The sequence below is a fragment of the Shinella sp. JR1-6 genome, from assembly GCF_004284735.1.
Classification (GTDB): Bacteria; Pseudomonadota; Alphaproteobacteria; order Rhizobiales; family Rhizobiaceae; genus Shinella.
Map to the genome: position 1 here is coordinate 1 of NZ_SHMI01000021.1, position 15,504 is coordinate 15,504.

The following is a 15,504-nucleotide window of genomic DNA, read 5'->3' on the forward strand; positions in this document are numbered from 1 at the left end:
AACAGCAATGGCAACCCCGGATCGGGCAACGGCTCTGGTGGCTCTGGCTCCGTGAAGTCATCCGGGACACCCGGCTTCAACGGCGGCGCTGGCCGTCCCGGCATCATCATAATCCGCGAATGGACTGAATAGCTCCCTCCCGTCGCATCCGTGCGCGACGGCACCTAGCCGCTTAGGCGGCGCTTTTTATTCCCAACAGGACAAACCCCCATGACGCTTGGAAAAGGTAAGGCGGCGGCCATCACGGACGCCGACATGGCGAAGCTTGCCGATGATTTGCAGTGCCACCCGGCCGATCTGGAAGCCATTGCCCAGGTCGAAAGCAACGGGTTCGGCTGGTTCGCGGACGGCCGGATCAAAATCCTGTTCGAAAAGCACTGGTTCTACAAGCGTCTCCCAGACGAGAAGCGCACCAATGCGATGAAGAGCGGGCTGGCTCGTAAGAACTGGATCAGCCCAGCGAAGGGCGGATACAAGGATCAGGCCGGCCCTGATGACCGTTACAAGCTGCTGGAGCGCGCCATCAAGGTCGACCGCGAGGCGGCATTCGGCTCGGTCAGCGTCGGCAAGTTCCAGATCATGGGCTTCAACCACAAGGTCTGTGGCCATCAGACTGCAGAGGGTATGTTCAACGCCTTCTGCGAGAGTGAGGTCTATCAGCTTTCGGCCTTCGCCGGCTTCCTCGTCAACAAAGGTCTCGTCAAGGCAATCCGTGCCCGCGATTTCGATGCCGTCGAAAAAGGCTACAACGGAGGCGGCCTGAACGGCGCCTATGCCAGGAAGATGAAGGCGGCTTCCGATAAGCTGCGCGCCGGGAAGTGGAAGGACTATCGGCCGGGTTCTAAGAGCAATTTGGGCATCACCCCAAAACCCTCAGAACCCAGCGTGTTGGAGCCGAAAGCACCGGATTTGGGCATCACCCCGTCGGCCAAGATCGAGCAAGGCCCGGTCCCGTCCGGCAACTGGCTGGCCGGCATCATTGCTGCCATCGCGAAACTCTTCTCGAGGAGTGGCAAATGACGGTCTGGATCCGCATCGCGCTGTACATGCTCGCCGGCTGGCTGTACGGCTCCGGGTATATCGGTGAGGAGGTCAAGAACCTCGTTACCGAAGACCCGGCCGTTGCGGCTTCTATCGAGGCTGGCATCTCGGCGGCAATCGCCTCCATCCCCGTCGCTTGGTGGCAATGGGCGAAGAGGAGAGGGTGGGCCACATGATCACCCTTATCAACGCCCTCAAGCTGACCGCAGGCGCGATCCTCGGCGGGGTGGTGGTCTACAGCTACGTGCAGGCCTTCACGCTTCCAGCGGCTCGTGAGGCCGAAAGACAGGCCATCCGCGCCGAAACCCTTGAGCGAGCCATCGACCTCGTACAGGAAAGGAGCCGCACCAATGCGGACGTTCAACGCCTTAGCGACAGCGATATTTGCATTGAGCTTGGCGGGCTGTTCCGCGACGGCGTCTGTGTTTGACGGCTCAGGCTTCGAAACCCTCAAGCCTTCCTCCGTGACAAGAGCCTTCATTGTCGCCAACGACCGCCCCTTTGCCGATCAGGTCGTCAGCCACAACCGCACATGCAATGCCCAGCCAGGATGCCGTAAATGAGCCCATCTGAAAACGATCCCGATCTCCGCGCCCGTGTCGTCGCTCTCGAGCAGAGGGACCAGGATAGATCGCAGCGCCTCAATGCGATGGAGGCGTGGCAACGTCAGCGGGATATCGACAGCGCCCGCCACGATGAAAAGTGGAACGCTATGGACGCGCGGATCGACGCCCGTTTTTCAGGCATTGAAATTTCTGTTGGCGATATCAAACATGCCTTGTCCCGCATCAACTGGCTGATTATCGGCGGCATCATCACGGGCGTTGTCGGGTTCCTGATCCGTGGCGGGTTCTCGCCGTAAGCATCACCGCGGCGCCTGCCTCACGATCCACCGGTTGCTCCCCTTGTTGCCGCACTTGAGGCAGCGCAGGCGCTCCTGGAACTGGTGGATGTAATTGACCTTGCCGAGCCGGTTCGCAAGCTCCCATCGGTCAACCCAGCCCTCTCGCTCGCACTTCGAACACCGGCCGCCCAGCTCATACCACTGGACGAGGTTGCTGAAGGTGACCCTGTCGTTTCCAAACAGGTTGTCCAATATCTCTGGGGCGTTCTCGCGCATGCGGTTCCTCATCCGAAGGCCGCATTCCTTCGTTCTCTATGTGTTCACGTTCCGCCTGTGGCGTAAATGATCCTGAACGCGAGAAGAGTCAACGGTGATGGTTAGCCCCATCGTTTGAGAACATCCGTGAACGGGTTGACCTAACCGTGTCGGTTAACCAATTGAATTCGTGTCCTTCGTCCAGTCCCTCCGGGCCCACCACTCCCCTTCGTCCAGTAAAGTCCAGCTTGGGCGAGGGGATGCAGGATGAACCGGGTGAACGGGTACCCGTTTCGCCGCAAAATCTATGATGGGCCAGCTCGGTGCAGCGCCGTCGCTTTGCCGCCGTCAGCTTGTGGCTGTAGCTCGCCGCGATTTTTCGGAATTTTGACACCGGAAATCGGAATTTCCGGAATTCCGGACGTGGTGTCAAAAAGTGGGTTCGAAGACGAATCAAGACTCCTTCGAGTGGCCGGCGCCGTCTGCCACTGAGGAAATCGGACGACTTGCCCATCTTGCGCGCGGGATGGCAAGGCGACGTTAGGCCTCCTTCAAAGCCTCTTTAACGTGTGCCCCCTTGAGACAACGCTCAGGTTGCTGATAGCGTATCCCGGGGTTCAATCTGGAGGGGAACATGGCCACCATTATACGCAAGGAAGTTCGGAAGCGTGGATTCTTCGGGTGGGTGTTCCTGCTCATATTTATTGGCTTCAACCTTCTCATGCTGCTCTGGATCATCGCGGGCCTGTCAGCGGTGGGTGGAGCGCCGGCAGCATCGGACGCAGAAAATGCTGGGCGTGCGATCGGATCGGCCATTGGTGTCGGGATCATCTTCTTCATCTGGGCATGCGGATCGATCATTCTCGGCCTGCTCGCCCTCGTCACACGCGGTCGGAAGACGATCATCGAGGAGACCATGGCATGAAGCGGACGTCCTCTTTGGTGGCAGCGCTCGTGCTCCTGACGCCGGCGATTGCCGGCGCGGCCATGGACATCAACAAGATGCAAACGGCCTCCGGACTGGCGGAGATCATCTCGCGGGCCGAACACTGCGGCTACAAAGTCGATGAGGCTGCGCTTGAGACCTACTACGAGAAGTCTGGCTTGGCCAATCCCGAAGCGCTGGCCTTCATCAGCGGTAATATCGCCATGAGTGAGTTCGCCGAAAAGCCCAGCGCATCGACTTGCACACTAGCCAGAACAACCGCACGCAGTATCGGCATTCTGGCCGAGTAGGTTGCTACTCGATTTTCAAAGAGCGGCCGGGCAAGCACATAATACCCATGCCCGGCACCCGGTCAGGTCTTGCCCTCCTCGGGAGCCTCGATTTCTATCGTCGTCATGTAGGTTTCGTCGTAGGTGTGATCGACGCCGGCGCACCGCCAAAGGCCGTTGCACTCGGCGCGGAAGTCCTGGGTGGCGATCGGCGCGTCGGCCATGATGTCTGGGCGGCCCGCAAGGGTGAGCGATCCTGAGCCGGTGGCACGGCCGAGGCGCTGGCCCTCGGACCTCGCTGCCGCTGCCGCCTCCTCCTTCGTCGGCAGCACGCGGCGAATGCGCTTCGTCGAACCATCGAGACCGGTGGCGGCCGATTCAAACAGGACCTGGTTCTTCGTTTGGTCGTACCAGCCCGCCTCGACCTTGCCGTAAAGCGGCCGGGGCTCGATGTCGAAGCTCCAGCCCTCGCAATCGAACTTGCTGATGGTGACGGGGGCCAGGATGCCGCGCCTGACGAAAACGAACTTGCCCCCTTTGGGCGAGAACAACGCGCCGAACCGGTCGGCCAGGTGGGTGAGGAAATCGGCGGTGCCACGCTCGTATCGGGCAATATACGGGATCTTGATTGAGGCAAGATCGTCATCGACCTTCGCATCATACTTGTGGCGCTTGGCAAGCTCCCCGACGATATCGCCGACCGTCTTGTCCTCGAAATGCTCACTGTACTGCTCCTTCATGTCGGACCGCATGTCTGCTGAGCGGCCCGATATGGTCAGGAATTCGCCACCGTCGCCGCCTTCTACCGACGTCTTTTCGTAGGTGAACCGGCCCATCTTCTGGGAGGTCGCGCTACCGAAACCGTCCTTGAAACCGAAGCTGACAAAGATCTCCGCGCCCTTGTTCGGGATCGGGACGCCGTTATCGGCATCGTCGAAGCGGAATGAGCAGTTGTCGGCCTCCTGGCCGGGCGCATCGTGGATCGTCGCGGAGACCAGGCGATCATAGAACAGGCCGCTGACCGGCTTGCCGTTAACGGTGACGTCGATGAAGGGATAAAGGCTCATTCTTCCCAAAGCCTCCGGACAGGCTCGCCACGGGACTCGACAACGAATTCCGGAAGGCGGACGACGGTCCCGAGGGGCAGGAAGAAATCCAGCCGCGCCAGATGCAGGTTTGCGGTCATGGTGGCCTCGACATAGCCGCGCAGCTTGCCCGCAACGCGCCGGTCGCGCAGCACGCCGTAGGCATAGTCGAAGCAGACCAGGCCGAGCGTCTTGTCTTCCTGGTCAACCGTGACGGTGGCTGCCGGCAGGATGATCGCCATCAGAACCACCTTTCGGCAACGGCCGCGATATCGCCGAGCGGCGCGATCTCGGTATCGAAGGCGATCTTGCGGCTCTTGCCGTCCGGGCCGAACTTCGTATGCCCGCCCGAGACGCGCAGAATGACGAACTGCCCCCAGATCGTTGCCTCGTTGTCGAGTTCGGTCGACCAGGTGACGAGGGTGACAGGCCGCCGCGCCCTGGCTGTGGCCTTGAGCTTGTCATATTCGGCGCGACCGCCGATTTCCTCGGGATAGAGCAGGCCGCTGAGATGGATCGGGTCTTCGCCGAAGCCGGTATGCTGGCGCGCGGGGCGGCCGCCAAACCGGGCGATCGCCGGCCACTTCACCTCGATCTCCTCGTCGAAGGCCTGAAGGTCGAGCTTGCCGATCTCGAACTTGCATTTCCCGAGGGAAAGGAGCGGCATTATTCAGTCCCTCCATGAAGCGCCCCGGTCTTGGCATTGTTGATCGCCGTGCCGACGCTGCCGCCGCCGCGGTTCGCGCCCGCAACGGCGGAGCCAATCTTGCCGGCCGCGGCACTGACCGCGCTCGCAACGCCGAGCAGCTCGCGGCCGACACGGGAGAGGGCGGCCGCCGCATCCTCGCCGCCTCGGGCCACGGCCGCTCCGCCCTGTTCGCCGCCGCGCACGAGATCCAGCGCCGACGAATGCAGGTCCTTGACGTTGCTCCAGAGGTTCGAAAGTGCGCTGCCCTGGCCGCCAGCGCCAGCCTCGGGCCTGCCGCCGCCCGAGATATCGTTGACCGTCTTCGTGACGATGGCCTTCGCGCCGGGCTCTTCATCCGTGCCGTTCCAGGAGGCGCGCCACCCGTCGACCTTGTCCTTGACGGCCGCCGCGGCGTCTCGGTGCTTCTCAGCCAGCCAGGTCAGCCAGGCGGGCGGCTCGGGCCAGTTGATCTGAAGGTCGAAGGTCAGAAGATCGCCGATCGCGCCGATCATGGATTTGAAGCCGTCGATGATGCTCTGCGCCAGGCGCGCCCCGGCCGCATACATCTCGGCCTGCTCACCTTCCGAAAGCTGCTCCTGGCTGAACCAACTGCCGAGCCAGCTCCAGAATTCGGAGAGGGTTTGCCGGGCGCCCTCGATGAGCCCGGAAAAATCGAATGCGGATGCCATCGACGCCTTGAAGCGCTCGACCGTTCCCGGGTCGATACCGAAGATGGCGGCGTTGAACTTGATGAACTTGTCGGCAAAGCCGGCAAGGCGATCCCCGACGCCGCTGAAGGCATTGGCGAACACCGAGGCGAAGCCGGACGAGAAAGACGATATGCGGTCCCAGAACTTCCAGACCGCAAAGCCGGCCGCGGCCAAGACGCCGATCACCGCCCATGCCGGCGCCGTGATCGTGGCGAGCGCCGTGCCGACCGCGGTCAAAGCGCCGGCCAAAGCACCGAAGACGCCGCCCCCGGAGATCATCGCCAGCATCCGGAAGCCGGCGACGGCATTCCTGAGGCCAGGCACATGCCGCACCAGCTCGCCGAACGCGCCGCCGAGGAAGGACAGGGGCATGCGCAACGCCGTGGCGGCGCCACGCATCAGGCGCCAGCCGGTCGCGATGTTGCGTCCGTCCTTGTCGAACTTCAGGAACATCGCCGCGAGATTGATGAGCGGCAGGCGAAGGGCGGCGACGCCGAACGCCAGAAGGCGGCTGGCGATGTTGAAGGCAAGAAGGCCGGCCACGCCCTGGGCAAGGCTGGTGGCAAGTTCCGGGTTTGCGTCCGTCCAGGCCGAAACCTGATCGAGCACGCCGCCGATGGCTTCCATGACCTGGAAGACGACGGGCAGCAGCTTCTCGCCGATCTGGATCGTCACGCGATCGAGCTTGTTGCGCAGCAGCTCCCAGCGCTTCTCTGCGCCTTCGGCCTGCTTGCCGGCCTCTTCCGTCGCCGAGCCAGCATAGTTGGCCTGTTCGGCGACCAGCTCCAGCGCCTGGCGAAGCAGCTCCGGATTGCCGAGGAATTTCGCGAAGTCGTCGGCAAAGTCCTGACCGACCAACTTGACCAGCGCTTCCATACCCTTCGGCGAGGTCGACATGGTCTCGAACAGCTTCTGAAGCGCGGCCGGGCCATCGGCGGCAAGGTCTTTCTGGAACTGCTTGCGCGTCATTCCGATCATTTTGAACGCCTTGTCGACGTCCTTGCCGCCCGCGATCACGCGGTTGGAGAGAGCGGACAGGCCGCGTGCCGCCGTCTCCGGGGCGATGCCGGCCGCGATCATGGCCGCACCCACGGCCGACATTTGCACGGCCGTGAGGTTCAGCGTCTTGGCGGCGCCCGCGGCACGGTTCGCGAAATCCGTGATCTCGCTCGCCTTGGCCGCCATCTTGTTGGAGAGGTGGTTCGTGGCATCGCCGAGATCGACGATGCCCTGCTGGTTGAGCCGGTAGACGTTGCGGAGCTTGGCGAAGCGCTCGCCGATCTCGGCGCCGGCCATGTCGAAGGCGACGGCGGCCTTGGCGACGTAGAGCGAAAACGCCTCAAGCTCGGCCTCAGGCACGCCGCCTTGGGCGGCCTCGGACATCAGCTCGATAAGGCTGCCGGCGGCGATCGGGACTTGCGTTGATGTGTCGAGCGCAAACTTGCGCAGCTGCTGAAGGCGCGAGTGGGTGACGTCGAGAACCTTGTCCAGGCCGCGCATCGACTGGTCGAACGATGCCGCCTTCATCACCGGAGCGGCAAGCGAAACCGCCATGCCGAATGCGCCGAGAAGCCGCGAGCGGGCATTCGTCAGCGCCCGCTCGGCGTTCTGGGTCGCTGTCTCGATGTTCTGGACGGAGAAGCCTTCGCGGATGGCCTGGCCGAAGCCCTGCTTCATGCCGGAAACGACGCCCGAAATGCCCTGAAGGCCCGCCTTGATCTTCTGCGCCGGGCCGGACGCCTGGTCGATCAGGCGTATGAGGAGCGAGACGTCCATGTCACTTGTCCGCCTTGGTGCTCATGATGCGCACCATATGCGCATGCAGGAAACAGGCCTCGATCCAGTCGAAGTCGTCTACGGCGCGGGGGTCGTACCGGCCGCCGATTGCGAGATCGCCTGCAACATCCCAGACGCTGCGGACTGGAGTTTGGGAAAAAAACCGCCGAACGCCATCAGAAGCGCCGGCAGGTCGACCAGATCGACGTCGTCGATGACGGCCTGGTCCTCGTCGCACAGATCGGCGATGAGGGCGGTCAGGCCGTCCAGGCGGTCTTCGTTGAAGAGCGTGCGCAGCACATTGCCGACGAGCTCGCGCCCTTCGACCTTCGCCGCCCGCGCCGTGTCGTCGGAAAGCAGGATGTCGAGCACTTCGGCGCCGATCAGGGCGGCGAGGCGCTTGACGTGACGGGTCTTCGGCCGGCGAAGGGTGAGCGAGGAGCGTTCGGCGGTCTTGCCGTCCGCAGCCGGGACGGTGACGGGCACGGTGAGCGGGACGGAGACGGTGGTCTTGAGGGCGGTGTCCAAGGCGAACTCCTACGACAGGATGCGGCGGCGGGCGGGCAGATACGGCTGGAAGTTCCAGATGTCCCAGCCGCCGAGCTTGAAATTCCAGCGGTGCATGACGCGGCCGTCCCAGAACTCGGTGTAGTTCCAGAAGCTCTTGATCTCGTGGTCGTAGCCAACGATCTTGCCCGCCGTCATGGCCTCGCCCTCGACCTTGGAAAGGCGGGCGCGGCAGTCGAACATGTGCTCATGCTCCTTGCCGTCCTCGTCCGAGATCACCAGTTTCTTGCCGGTGAAGGAGCGACGGAAGCCGGGCGGGCCGCCGAACAGGCCGATGATTTCCGGGTTGTGTGTGGCGAGCTTGAACGGGAGCGTGAACGCCTTCACGCCCAACCCCATGATCTCGATCTCCATGTCGCTGCCGCCCGGGTGATGGCTCTCGCCGATTTCTTCGAGAACAGGAAGCTTCATTTCCTTGATGTCGAGACCGAGGTTGCGGTCGTCGTCGACGACGAGCGTGAAGCCGCGAAGGATGCGAAGGTCACCCATGTTGAAAGTCCTTACTGGAGAAATTCGGCGACGGTGCCACCGAACTCGACGCTGATGCGCCGCTGGAGATCGGCCGCGAAGTTGTCGATGTATGCCTCGTTGCGGCGGGAGCCGAAGATCAGGTCTTCGAGCGGCGGGGCTTCCTCGGCGTCGAACTCGATCCGCACCTTGCCGTTACGCAGCGACGAGTTGACGTTTGTAGCCCGCTCCCAATAGGCCCGACCCCCATAGATGGCGCCGATCGCAGTCAGGCTGTCGAGCAGGTCCTGGAGCGACCGCATGACGGCCACGACATGCTGCGGCGTCATGTTGTCGTCGATGGCCCAGGGCCGGAACCCCTTTATGATGGCCTTCTCGATCGTGGCGCGGGTGCGAACGACGTTGACGAACTTCCAGATCGTATCTTCCGATGCCGTCCGGTTTCCCCACAGGATGCGGCCGTTCGGCGAGAACTGGCCGTTCGCCCCCTGCACCACGCGCGAGGGAATGAAGGTGGCGATGCCGGCCTCGTTGAGGAGGTTGGCCTCGTGGTCGATCTCGCCGTCGTAGTAGGTCACCGGCCGAGCCGTGCCGAGAATGCCTAGGACCTCCTGGTTGGAGGGCGACCAGTATGGGCCACCCTTTTGCTTGTCGCGCTTGACGAACATCGAGGCGGCGAAGGGCGAGGCCGGGCGCGCGACGATGGAGGCGCCTTCCGCCACACGGACGAAGGGGTCGACGAGATAGGTGTAGCGTGAGGAGAAGTCCGCGCGATAGGCAAGGCTGGTCTCGCTATCCGGCCCGCCGGTGTCAAAAACCGAGATGGCCTTGAGCTTGTTGCCAACCGATTCGAGCGCCGCGGCATAGGGGTTCTTCGCGTTGGAGACGCGACCGGCGGCAGGAGAGCCGCCGACGAGCAGGTCGGGCGAGCGGCCGACATGCCCTTCGGCGTAGGAGAGCGCGTGCGCGCCGGTCATCGCGGCGGCCGTACCGATCAGGCTGGCGAGTTCCTCTTCCGCCTTCTCGACGGGATCGGTCTTGACGCTGTGCGCCACGCGGGATGCAACGATCGCGACCTCGATGCCCTGCGCGCGGGCAGCGTTGACGAGGGCGAGCGCCTGGTTGCCGACACCGGTTCCAAGGGCTGCGACCTTGTCGGCCTCGTGCGAGAAGAAGAGCACCGGCTCGCTGTCCGGGGGGAACACGCTGTTGTCCGCCGTCGAATCAATGAAGTTGGTGGCAAGCGTGGTGGTATCGGCGAGTTCCAGCGGCCGGCTTGTGGAGCCGGCATCGATCGTGCGGACGCCGTGATTGAATGTGGTTGCCATGAAGCGTGTCTCCGGATTTCGGAGACAAGAGACACGCTTGCGCGCGCGAGCGCGCCACTGACAGTGTCAGGGGCACGGCGGCTTAAAGCGGGTTTGAATGGTCTTTTGTCGCGCCTTTATGGGCGGTTGTCCAGTCCACTCAAGCGCCGGCCGCCCAGCGCCACAGCGCGTCGACCTGCTCGCTCGGCAGCGCGAAGCCGACCGCCAGCGTATCGACGAGGGGATGATCCCGCTCATAGTCCTGGGTGTCCTCCCAGTCGATCAGCGCAAACTCCCGCGCGGTCGGGTCGGCAATCTCGCTGATCTTGGCCGTGACGTCGGCCGCGAAAATGTCGATGGAGACAAGCGCGCTCCGCAGTTCCTTGCGCTTGAGTGTCGGAAACGGCGCCGGCGGCAACGCCGTCACCGACCATGCCGAGCCGTCCCATCCGAGCTGCTGCGTTGCCGGATCGTATGCGGGCGGAGCCGGTGCAACGACGTAGCCGGCGTCTGCAATCTCGGTCTCGGTGAAAGTCGAGGGGTCTGTACGGATGAAGCCGGTGGACAGTGTGATCTCCGGCGGTATGGAGGCCGGGTACGATCCATTGCGCGTGTACAGCATGATTGTGCTCCTCTTCAGGCCAACGGGGTCCACCAAGGCAGCACATCGAGGATGGCGAAGCCGTCGTCATAATTGTCATCAATTCCGGCGAGCAACCACTTGCCGTTGGGCGATAACGAGACCCCCTTGAAGATGCTCGAATAGCTGGATGGTGTTGGGATCGTTAGGGACCCTTCGTATTCCTTTGAGCCGAGGATGTCGTATGGCGTCGCGAGGGTGAACTGATCGAAACGCACGGCGGAAGAGATGACAGCGACCAAGAGGAAGGTCTTCCCGTCGTTTGCAAACTGGCCGGTCATGACGCCCCAACCGGCGTTCTTCCACCATGTGTTGAGGCTGATCAGCGTTTTCGATCCAATAGTCGTCACGTCCCACGGACTTCCGAAGGTGAAACGCTCGATGACGCCGCCATCGAAACCGTGCAGATATTTCCCGTCTTCCGATACTAGGAGGCTGGTGTAGGCATAGGACGAAGAGAGTGTACCGCTGACGAAGGGGCCATCAATATCTGCAAGGTCAAACGGGACATCCATGTTGATTTGGAAGAATTTGCTCGTTCCCTTGCCGTACGCATAGGCCTTGGTGCCGGCGACGTTCACGGCCATACCTCGCATGTTCATTTCGCCTGTAAACGCGACGGGAGACCCAAAAGAGAAGCCCGGGGCGGTAAATGGGGCCGCAAGATTTAACTGATAAATACGGCCCGGGTTGCTGGATCCGCCGTACATCGTTGTGGGCCACAACAGCTTCAGTCCGTCATGCGAAATTGCCGGGGAACTAAAGATCGTGCCGTTGTAAGTGGTGGAAGCATATCGTGAGATCGGGAACGTCGTGACCTTCGAAGCAGGGTTGGCAAAGGTGTAGGGATCGCCGAATTTCCCGACCTTTCCCTTCCTTGCGGTCAAGATGGAGCCGACCGGCCCGGTATGTCTGATCCTCGCCATCACGCCACCGCCGTTTCGTCCCAGTAGACGAAGGTCACGCAGATATCGTTGTCGGCCGAAGCGTAGCCTTTCGGATAGTCCCCGGCCTCCAGGCTGAAGGCTCCAATCACGGCCGGAATGGCATCGCGAACGGGGACCGGCGACTGGTGAAGCAGCGGGTATTCTGCATTGCCATTGTCGGCATCGACCCAGTTGACGGTCCCGTAGGCCGGATTGGCAGGGTCCGCGTGAGCGACATGGATCATGTCGAAGTGCCGGACGAACCCGTCAGGCACAGCCGCAAGGAGCGCGGTGGGCGTCGTGGTCAGCCACACGCCGATAGTCTTCGTGGTCTTGGTTACCATCGGTCTTTACCCCGCAAGTTGTCGCATTCGATTGAGCGCCCGCCGCTCTGCCTCGATGAAGGCCGCATCGAGGTAGGCGCGCGAGTAGACGTTCCCCGCATTCGCCTTTGTCGCGACGACGCCGGTCAGGTCTGCGACGGCTGCCACGAGGAGGTCGTGGTCGGCCTGGCTGGTCTTGCCGGCGATCGTTCCGACCAGCGCTGCAACCACGTCGTCATTATAGGCGAGCTTGGCGGCGATCTCGGCGAGCGTGTCGAGTGCCGCCGGCGCACCGGCAATAAGGGCGTCGATGGCATCGGATATCGCCGGCCCGATGTCCGCGCTGTTCGCCTTGCTGCCGAGCGTGAGGAGCAGCTCGGCAACGTCGGCATCGATGGCAGTGATCGCGGCCGCGATCCGAACCGCATCCGCCCGCTGCGGCTGGCTCGGATCGGGGACGGGATAATGCCTGTTGACGGTCTCCGCCATGATCACACCGCCAGCGGGAGGACGACGAGGCTGTCCACTTCCGGCCGATGAAGGGCCGATCCGGACAGCGTGACGTGCGCTCGGATCGCCTCCGCCGAGTATTCCTCGACCTCGTAGACGTATTTCGTCCAGCCGTCGCCATCGTCGGCGGTGGAGACCAGGACGAGTTCGGTCTCGGTAGCGCCGTCATCGGAGATGCCGATCTCAAGGGTAGATGCACCGGGAAGCCGCGCCCGCGCCTCGGCACGGACCTTGCGATCGTTGCCGCACGGGAATGCGCGCGACACATAATTGTCGATCGACGAAAGAGCGCCGAGGACAACCTGCGGATCCGGGAACAGATGCGGCGAAGCGTTGGGAACGCCGCGCAGCACCGCCTTGACGATCAGATCCTCGTTGAGCGTCTTGTCGAGCGAGACGACGGCGCCGGGGGCAACCTTGATCTGCTCGCCGTTCGGCCGTTCAAAGATCAGATCGACGCCGGTCGCGGCTGTCGGGATCTCGACGCCAGCCAGTGCGAGAATGTCCGTCACGTTCTCGGCGGCGATGGTGCCGAGGGTGACGGTGCGGCTCGCTTCCGTGAACTTCGCCTTGAGGGCAGCGAAATAGACGTCCAGCTCCTGGTAGATCGTCCATGCGCGGTTGTTGGACGAACCGCCGCAGACGCCGACCTGATAGGCCTGCTGGGTTACCCAGCGCTGCAGGTAGGGGTCGAACTTGCCGAGTTCGGCGACCGCGATCGCGTGATCCGGATCGTTGGTGAGCCAGACGATCGTCCGCTCGCCATCGGTTTCGCACCAGGGCAGCGTCGGGAACAGCGCAACCGTGTCGGCTTCCGTGGTCGCCGTCTGCATGTCGATGACCGCCTCGGCGATGACGGTGCGGGCCGGCTGGCCCTGTACCGCCTCGCGAAGCTGCACGACGACGGGTTCGTCACGATTGCCGATCGCGGAGAAGCGGAAGCGCCAGCCCCCCAGGTGGAAGCCTTCCGCCGGCGTGAAGCTCTGGAAGACCGGATCGACCTTCTGATAGACCGTGGTGACACGGCGCCGCTCTTCGATCGTGATCGTGCCGCGGCCGGTATAGTCGGCCGTGCCCATCGATCCGCCGGCACCCAGCGCGACCACCGTCTTGGTGCCGACCGGGATATTGGCGGGAACGTCGAAGATGCCGGAAAGCTCACCGGCAGGATTGGCGGCCGGCGCCGGCGCCGGCGTCACATCGACGCCGTCAAAGGTGAGAGACTGGAGCAGCTCGCCGCTGCCGAAACCTGATATCGCGAAGGCGACTTCCCGCTGACGGATGAACTGAGCTTCTGCCGAGGTCGATGCGAGCAGTTCCTCGCTCGTTTCCGTCGCCCGCCTGCGGCCGATCGACGTCAACGTCCGCGTGATCGCGCTCGCCCACTGGGTCTCGACGTCGACCCATTCATCGACCGAAGGCGTCAATCTGACAGCCGCCGGAACGGGGTCGAAGCTCTGGTAGGGGTTGATCTTCAGCGCGCGGGTGCGGAGCGGCTGAACGATCGCCTCTTCCAGAGCGTAGGAAAGCGACCAGCCATCGCCGCCCGCGTTGACATTGGCGAGCGTGGCCGCGATCGAGAGCGTCAGGCGGCCGTCGACGATCGAAGCCGATTGCTCGATGCCGGCGTCCCGCTGCGCGTCGTTCTCGAAATTGTCGGCGAAGATGCCGTTGATCGCAGCCGGGTTCCGGGCGCTCGCTTCAGTCTGAAGGCGGATCCGCGCAAGTTCCTGCCGGTTCTCGATGATCGCGCCGCGCATCAGCTCCATGTCCGCGATCGGGACGGCCTGGACGCCCGTCTGGCGCACGCGGGGATAGTCCGAAGTCCAGCGCTGCTCGATCTGCGCAAGTTCGAGGAGGTAGGCCGGAATGCGCGGCCGCTGCGGATTGTAGGGCGAGGCAACGCCCTTGATGCGATGAACGGCATTCGCCTTGTCGATCGCGATGACGTCGAAGCGCGGCATCTTCCAGCTATAGTCGATATCGACTTCGGAGCCGGTGACGGCGCCGGTCACCGTGACCGTCGTTTCGGTCGATGCTGTCGGCGCGATCGATTTTTTGTAGCGATAGGTCACCTGGTAGGTCGAGCCCGGCGCAGGCTCCGCCCCACCCGGCGACCAATCCACCTCATCGCCGAGGCGATTGTACGAGGCCGGCGACGTGTACGTCGTGCCACCCTGCACCACGCTCATGATCTGCTGGATCTGGCTGTCCGGCAACGCGTCGCGACCGCCCGTCGATTGGCCGCGCGTGACGGTCACGGTCTTTTCGGTAAGGACGGAGACGTCATGGATCACCGCCACCGGTGTGCGATTCAGCGTGATCACGAATGTCCCCGTACCGCCGTCGTCGAAGAGATGCGGTTCGGCGTTGATGCGCTCGAAATCCGGGTCTTCGACATAGGTCAGGCGCACGGATGCCGGCCGGTCGATCTTGCGGCCCTCGACGTTCACCACGCCCTCGGCCAGCGAGTAAATCTGGGCACCGGCCGCGGTCTCCAGATAGGAGAGCTTGCAGCCGCGGGCGATATAGTGACCGTTGCTCTCGCGGTCGTAGCGCTCGACCAACTGGACGAATGCGCCCGCCTCGGTCGGCGGCGAGGTGTCGACCACGACACCGTCCCGAACGGTATAAACCGGGAAGAAGGAATAGCCGACGCTCGGCGTGTCGACGAGGGCTTCGGTCGAGGCGCCCCAGCGCGGCTTTTCCTCGAGCTGCGCCTGGCGCGGCATGCCATGGCTTTCGAAGGCGAGATCCTCGAAGTTCTGGAATTTGAGGGTGGGGTCCTCCAGGCTGGTGATGACGCGCGTCTCGAGGACGACGCCGACCAGCACGTCACCGGCTTTCGGGATGTCGAAACCGGTCGCGGCGAGGTCGCGCATCTGGCCGTGCACATAGACCTGACCGGCCTCCAGCGTGGCATGCGCCACCGCCTCGCCGATCTCGACGAGGATTTGCGCGCCGCGGACGACTTCACCATCCCTGAAGATCGCATCCGCCAGGCCGGAACGGGCGTGCCTCTCCATCGAAAGGCTCTCATTCCAATCCTGCGCGTAAAAATACTTGTCTTCCGAGGCGAGCAACCGCGTGCGGTTCCTGGTCGGATCGAAGGTGTCACGGTAGTGGCGGGGCATCGACGGCATGGCTGG

19 protein-coding genes are annotated in these 15,504 nt (G+C 63.2%); 6 read left to right on the plus strand and 13 right to left on the minus strand.

The genetic code is table 11. The annotated features are described in order from the left end of the window. Nucleotides 1-210: 210 nt before the first annotated feature. From EXZ48_RS25850 to EXZ48_RS25865, 4 genes are all read left to right on the plus strand, one after another. Nucleotides 211-1,020 carry an N-acetylmuramidase family protein gene (locus EXZ48_RS25850; protein ID WP_130519327.1) on the plus strand — a complete coding sequence of 270 codons (810 nt, stop codon included), beginning with the start codon at nucleotides 211-213 and terminating at the stop codon, nucleotides 1,018-1,020. Beyond that, nucleotides 1,017-1,217, plus strand: coding sequence for a hypothetical protein (locus EXZ48_RS25855; protein WP_130519329.1), 201 nt, complete (start codon nucleotides 1,017-1,019; stop codon nucleotides 1,215-1,217). The genes EXZ48_RS25850 and EXZ48_RS25855 overlap by 4 nt, the downstream gene beginning before the upstream one ends. Then, nucleotides 1,214-1,471 carry a hypothetical protein gene (locus tag EXZ48_RS25860; protein ID WP_130519331.1) on the plus strand — a complete coding sequence of 86 codons (258 nt, stop codon included), beginning with the start codon at nucleotides 1,214-1,216 and terminating at the stop codon, nucleotides 1,469-1,471. The genes EXZ48_RS25855 and EXZ48_RS25860 overlap by 4 nt, the downstream gene beginning before the upstream one ends. Before the next feature lie 129 nt (nucleotides 1,472-1,600). After that, nucleotides 1,601-1,903: a hypothetical protein gene (locus EXZ48_RS25865; protein WP_130519333.1), complete on the plus strand. Its 303-nt coding sequence runs from the start codon at nucleotides 1,601-1,603 to the stop codon at nucleotides 1,901-1,903. Nucleotides 1,904-1,906: 3 nt separating this feature from the next. Here EXZ48_RS25865 and EXZ48_RS25870 read toward each other — a convergent pair whose 3' ends face one another. Continuing rightward, nucleotides 1,907-2,161 carry a hypothetical protein gene (locus tag EXZ48_RS25870; protein ID WP_130519335.1) on the minus strand — a complete coding sequence of 85 codons (255 nt, stop codon included), beginning with the start codon at nucleotides 2,159-2,161 and terminating at the stop codon, nucleotides 1,907-1,909. 613 nt (nucleotides 2,162-2,774) lie between these two features. Between EXZ48_RS25870 and EXZ48_RS25875 the strand changes: the two genes are divergently transcribed. Then, nucleotides 2,775-3,065: a hypothetical protein gene (locus EXZ48_RS25875; RefSeq protein WP_130519336.1), complete on the plus strand. Its 291-nt coding sequence runs from the start codon at nucleotides 2,775-2,777 to the stop codon at nucleotides 3,063-3,065. Beyond that, nucleotides 3,062-3,376: a hypothetical protein gene (locus tag EXZ48_RS25880; protein ID WP_130519338.1), complete on the plus strand. Its 315-nt coding sequence runs from the start codon at nucleotides 3,062-3,064 to the stop codon at nucleotides 3,374-3,376. The genes EXZ48_RS25875 and EXZ48_RS25880 overlap by 4 nt, the downstream gene beginning before the upstream one ends. Nucleotides 3,377-3,438: 62 nt before the next feature. Here EXZ48_RS25880 and EXZ48_RS25885 read toward each other — a convergent pair whose 3' ends face one another. The 12 genes from EXZ48_RS25885 to EXZ48_RS25940 form a co-directional block, all read right to left on the minus strand. Then, complete coding sequence (locus EXZ48_RS25885; RefSeq protein ID WP_130519340.1) at nucleotides 3,439-4,422, minus strand: phage late control D family protein; 984 nt, start codon at nucleotides 4,420-4,422, stop codon at nucleotides 3,439-3,441. Continuing rightward, a complete protein-coding gene (locus EXZ48_RS25890) occupies nucleotides 4,419-4,682 on the minus strand; it encodes a tail protein X (protein ID WP_130519342.1) in 264 nt (87 codons plus the stop codon). The genes EXZ48_RS25885 and EXZ48_RS25890 overlap by 4 nt, the downstream gene beginning before the upstream one ends. Continuing rightward, complete coding sequence (locus EXZ48_RS25895) at nucleotides 4,682-5,107, minus strand: phage tail protein (RefSeq protein ID WP_130519343.1); 426 nt, start codon at nucleotides 5,105-5,107, stop codon at nucleotides 4,682-4,684. Before EXZ48_RS25895 ends, EXZ48_RS25890 begins: the two co-directional genes overlap by 1 nt. Then, nucleotides 5,107-7,614, minus strand: a complete 2,508-nt coding sequence (locus tag EXZ48_RS25900) for a phage tail tape measure protein (protein WP_130519345.1) — start codon at nucleotides 7,612-7,614, stop codon at nucleotides 5,107-5,109. The genes EXZ48_RS25895 and EXZ48_RS25900 overlap by 1 nt, the downstream gene beginning before the upstream one ends. 78 nt (nucleotides 7,615-7,692) lie before the next feature. Further along, nucleotides 7,693-8,142 carry a hypothetical protein gene (locus EXZ48_RS25905; RefSeq protein WP_130519347.1) on the minus strand — a complete coding sequence of 150 codons (450 nt, stop codon included), beginning with the start codon at nucleotides 8,140-8,142 and terminating at the stop codon, nucleotides 7,693-7,695. A 9-nt stretch (nucleotides 8,143-8,151) separates the two neighbouring features. Continuing rightward, nucleotides 8,152-8,670 (minus strand): phage major tail tube protein, encoded by a 519-nt coding sequence (locus EXZ48_RS25910; protein WP_130519349.1) that lies wholly within the window; start codon nucleotides 8,668-8,670, stop codon nucleotides 8,152-8,154. A gap of 11 nt (nucleotides 8,671-8,681) precedes the next feature. Further along, nucleotides 8,682-9,977 (minus strand): phage tail sheath subtilisin-like domain-containing protein, encoded by a 1,296-nt coding sequence (locus EXZ48_RS25915; RefSeq protein ID WP_130519351.1) that lies wholly within the window; start codon nucleotides 9,975-9,977, stop codon nucleotides 8,682-8,684. 139 nt (nucleotides 9,978-10,116) lie between these two features. Continuing rightward, nucleotides 10,117-10,578, minus strand: a complete 462-nt coding sequence (locus tag EXZ48_RS25920) for a hypothetical protein (protein WP_130519352.1) — start codon at nucleotides 10,576-10,578, stop codon at nucleotides 10,117-10,119. Nucleotides 10,579-10,592: 14 nt separating this feature from the next. Continuing rightward, the gene (locus tag EXZ48_RS25925; RefSeq protein WP_130519354.1) at nucleotides 10,593-11,522 is read right to left on the minus strand and encodes a hypothetical protein; all 930 of its coding nucleotides are present in this window, start codon (nucleotides 11,520-11,522) and stop codon (nucleotides 10,593-10,595) included. Beyond that, nucleotides 11,522-11,866: a hypothetical protein gene (locus EXZ48_RS25930; RefSeq protein ID WP_130519356.1), complete on the minus strand. Its 345-nt coding sequence runs from the start codon at nucleotides 11,864-11,866 to the stop codon at nucleotides 11,522-11,524. Before EXZ48_RS25930 ends, EXZ48_RS25925 begins: the two co-directional genes overlap by 1 nt. A gap of 6 nt (nucleotides 11,867-11,872) precedes the next feature. Continuing rightward, nucleotides 11,873-12,334 (minus strand): hypothetical protein, encoded by a 462-nt coding sequence (locus EXZ48_RS25935; RefSeq protein WP_130519358.1) that lies wholly within the window; start codon nucleotides 12,332-12,334, stop codon nucleotides 11,873-11,875. Nucleotides 12,335-12,336: 2 nt separating this feature from the next. Beyond that, nucleotides 12,337-15,498 (minus strand): DUF4815 domain-containing protein, encoded by a 3,162-nt coding sequence (locus EXZ48_RS25940; RefSeq protein WP_130519360.1) that lies wholly within the window; start codon nucleotides 15,496-15,498, stop codon nucleotides 12,337-12,339. Between the last annotated feature and the right edge of the window lie 6 nt (nucleotides 15,499-15,504).

What these genes read in the sequence shown, in the direction of transcription:
- EXZ48_RS25900 (WP_130519345.1), bottom strand. Translation starts at nt 7,614, where the DNA reads ATGGACGTCTCGCTCCTCATACGCCTGATCGACCAGGCGTCCGGCCCG.
- EXZ48_RS25865 (WP_130519333.1), top strand. Translation starts at nt 1,601, where the DNA reads ATGAGCCCATCTGAAAACGATCCCGATCTCCGCGCCCGTGTCGTCGCT.
- EXZ48_RS25855 (WP_130519329.1), top strand. Translation starts at nt 1,017, where the DNA reads ATGACGGTCTGGATCCGCATCGCGCTGTACATGCTCGCCGGCTGGCTG.
- EXZ48_RS25875 (WP_130519336.1), top strand. Translation starts at nt 2,775, where the DNA reads ATGGCCACCATTATACGCAAGGAAGTTCGGAAGCGTGGATTCTTCGGG.
- EXZ48_RS25890 (WP_130519342.1), bottom strand. Translation starts at nt 4,682, where the DNA reads ATGGCGATCATCCTGCCGGCAGCCACCGTCACGGTTGACCAGGAAGAC.
- EXZ48_RS25895 (WP_130519343.1), bottom strand. Translation starts at nt 5,107, where the DNA reads ATGCCGCTCCTTTCCCTCGGGAAATGCAAGTTCGAGATCGGCAAGCTC.
- EXZ48_RS25920 (WP_130519352.1), bottom strand. Translation starts at nt 10,578, where the DNA reads ATGCTGTACACGCGCAATGGATCGTACCCGGCCTCCATACCGCCGGAG.
- EXZ48_RS25935 (WP_130519358.1), bottom strand. Translation starts at nt 12,334, where the DNA reads ATGGCGGAGACCGTCAACAGGCATTATCCCGTCCCCGATCCGAGCCAG.
- EXZ48_RS25870 (WP_130519335.1), bottom strand. Translation starts at nt 2,161, where the DNA reads ATGCGCGAGAACGCCCCAGAGATATTGGACAACCTGTTTGGAAACGAC.
- EXZ48_RS25910 (WP_130519349.1), bottom strand. Translation starts at nt 8,670, where the DNA reads ATGGGTGACCTTCGCATCCTTCGCGGCTTCACGCTCGTCGTCGACGAC.
- EXZ48_RS25880 (WP_130519338.1), top strand. Translation starts at nt 3,062, where the DNA reads ATGAAGCGGACGTCCTCTTTGGTGGCAGCGCTCGTGCTCCTGACGCCG.
- EXZ48_RS25930 (WP_130519356.1), bottom strand. Translation starts at nt 11,866, where the DNA reads ATGGTAACCAAGACCACGAAGACTATCGGCGTGTGGCTGACCACGACG.
- EXZ48_RS25925 (WP_130519354.1), bottom strand. Translation starts at nt 11,522, where the DNA reads ATGGCGAGGATCAGACATACCGGGCCGGTCGGCTCCATCTTGACCGCA.
- EXZ48_RS25915 (WP_130519351.1), bottom strand. Translation starts at nt 9,977, where the DNA reads ATGGCAACCACATTCAATCACGGCGTCCGCACGATCGATGCCGGCTCC.
- EXZ48_RS25850 (WP_130519327.1), top strand. Translation starts at nt 211, where the DNA reads ATGACGCTTGGAAAAGGTAAGGCGGCGGCCATCACGGACGCCGACATG.
- EXZ48_RS25885 (WP_130519340.1), bottom strand. Translation starts at nt 4,422, where the DNA reads ATGAGCCTTTATCCCTTCATCGACGTCACCGTTAACGGCAAGCCGGTC.
- EXZ48_RS25860 (WP_130519331.1), top strand. Translation starts at nt 1,214, where the DNA reads ATGATCACCCTTATCAACGCCCTCAAGCTGACCGCAGGCGCGATCCTC.
- EXZ48_RS25940 (WP_130519360.1), bottom strand. Translation starts at nt 15,498, where the DNA reads ATGCCGTCGATGCCCCGCCACTACCGTGACACCTTCGATCCGACCAGG.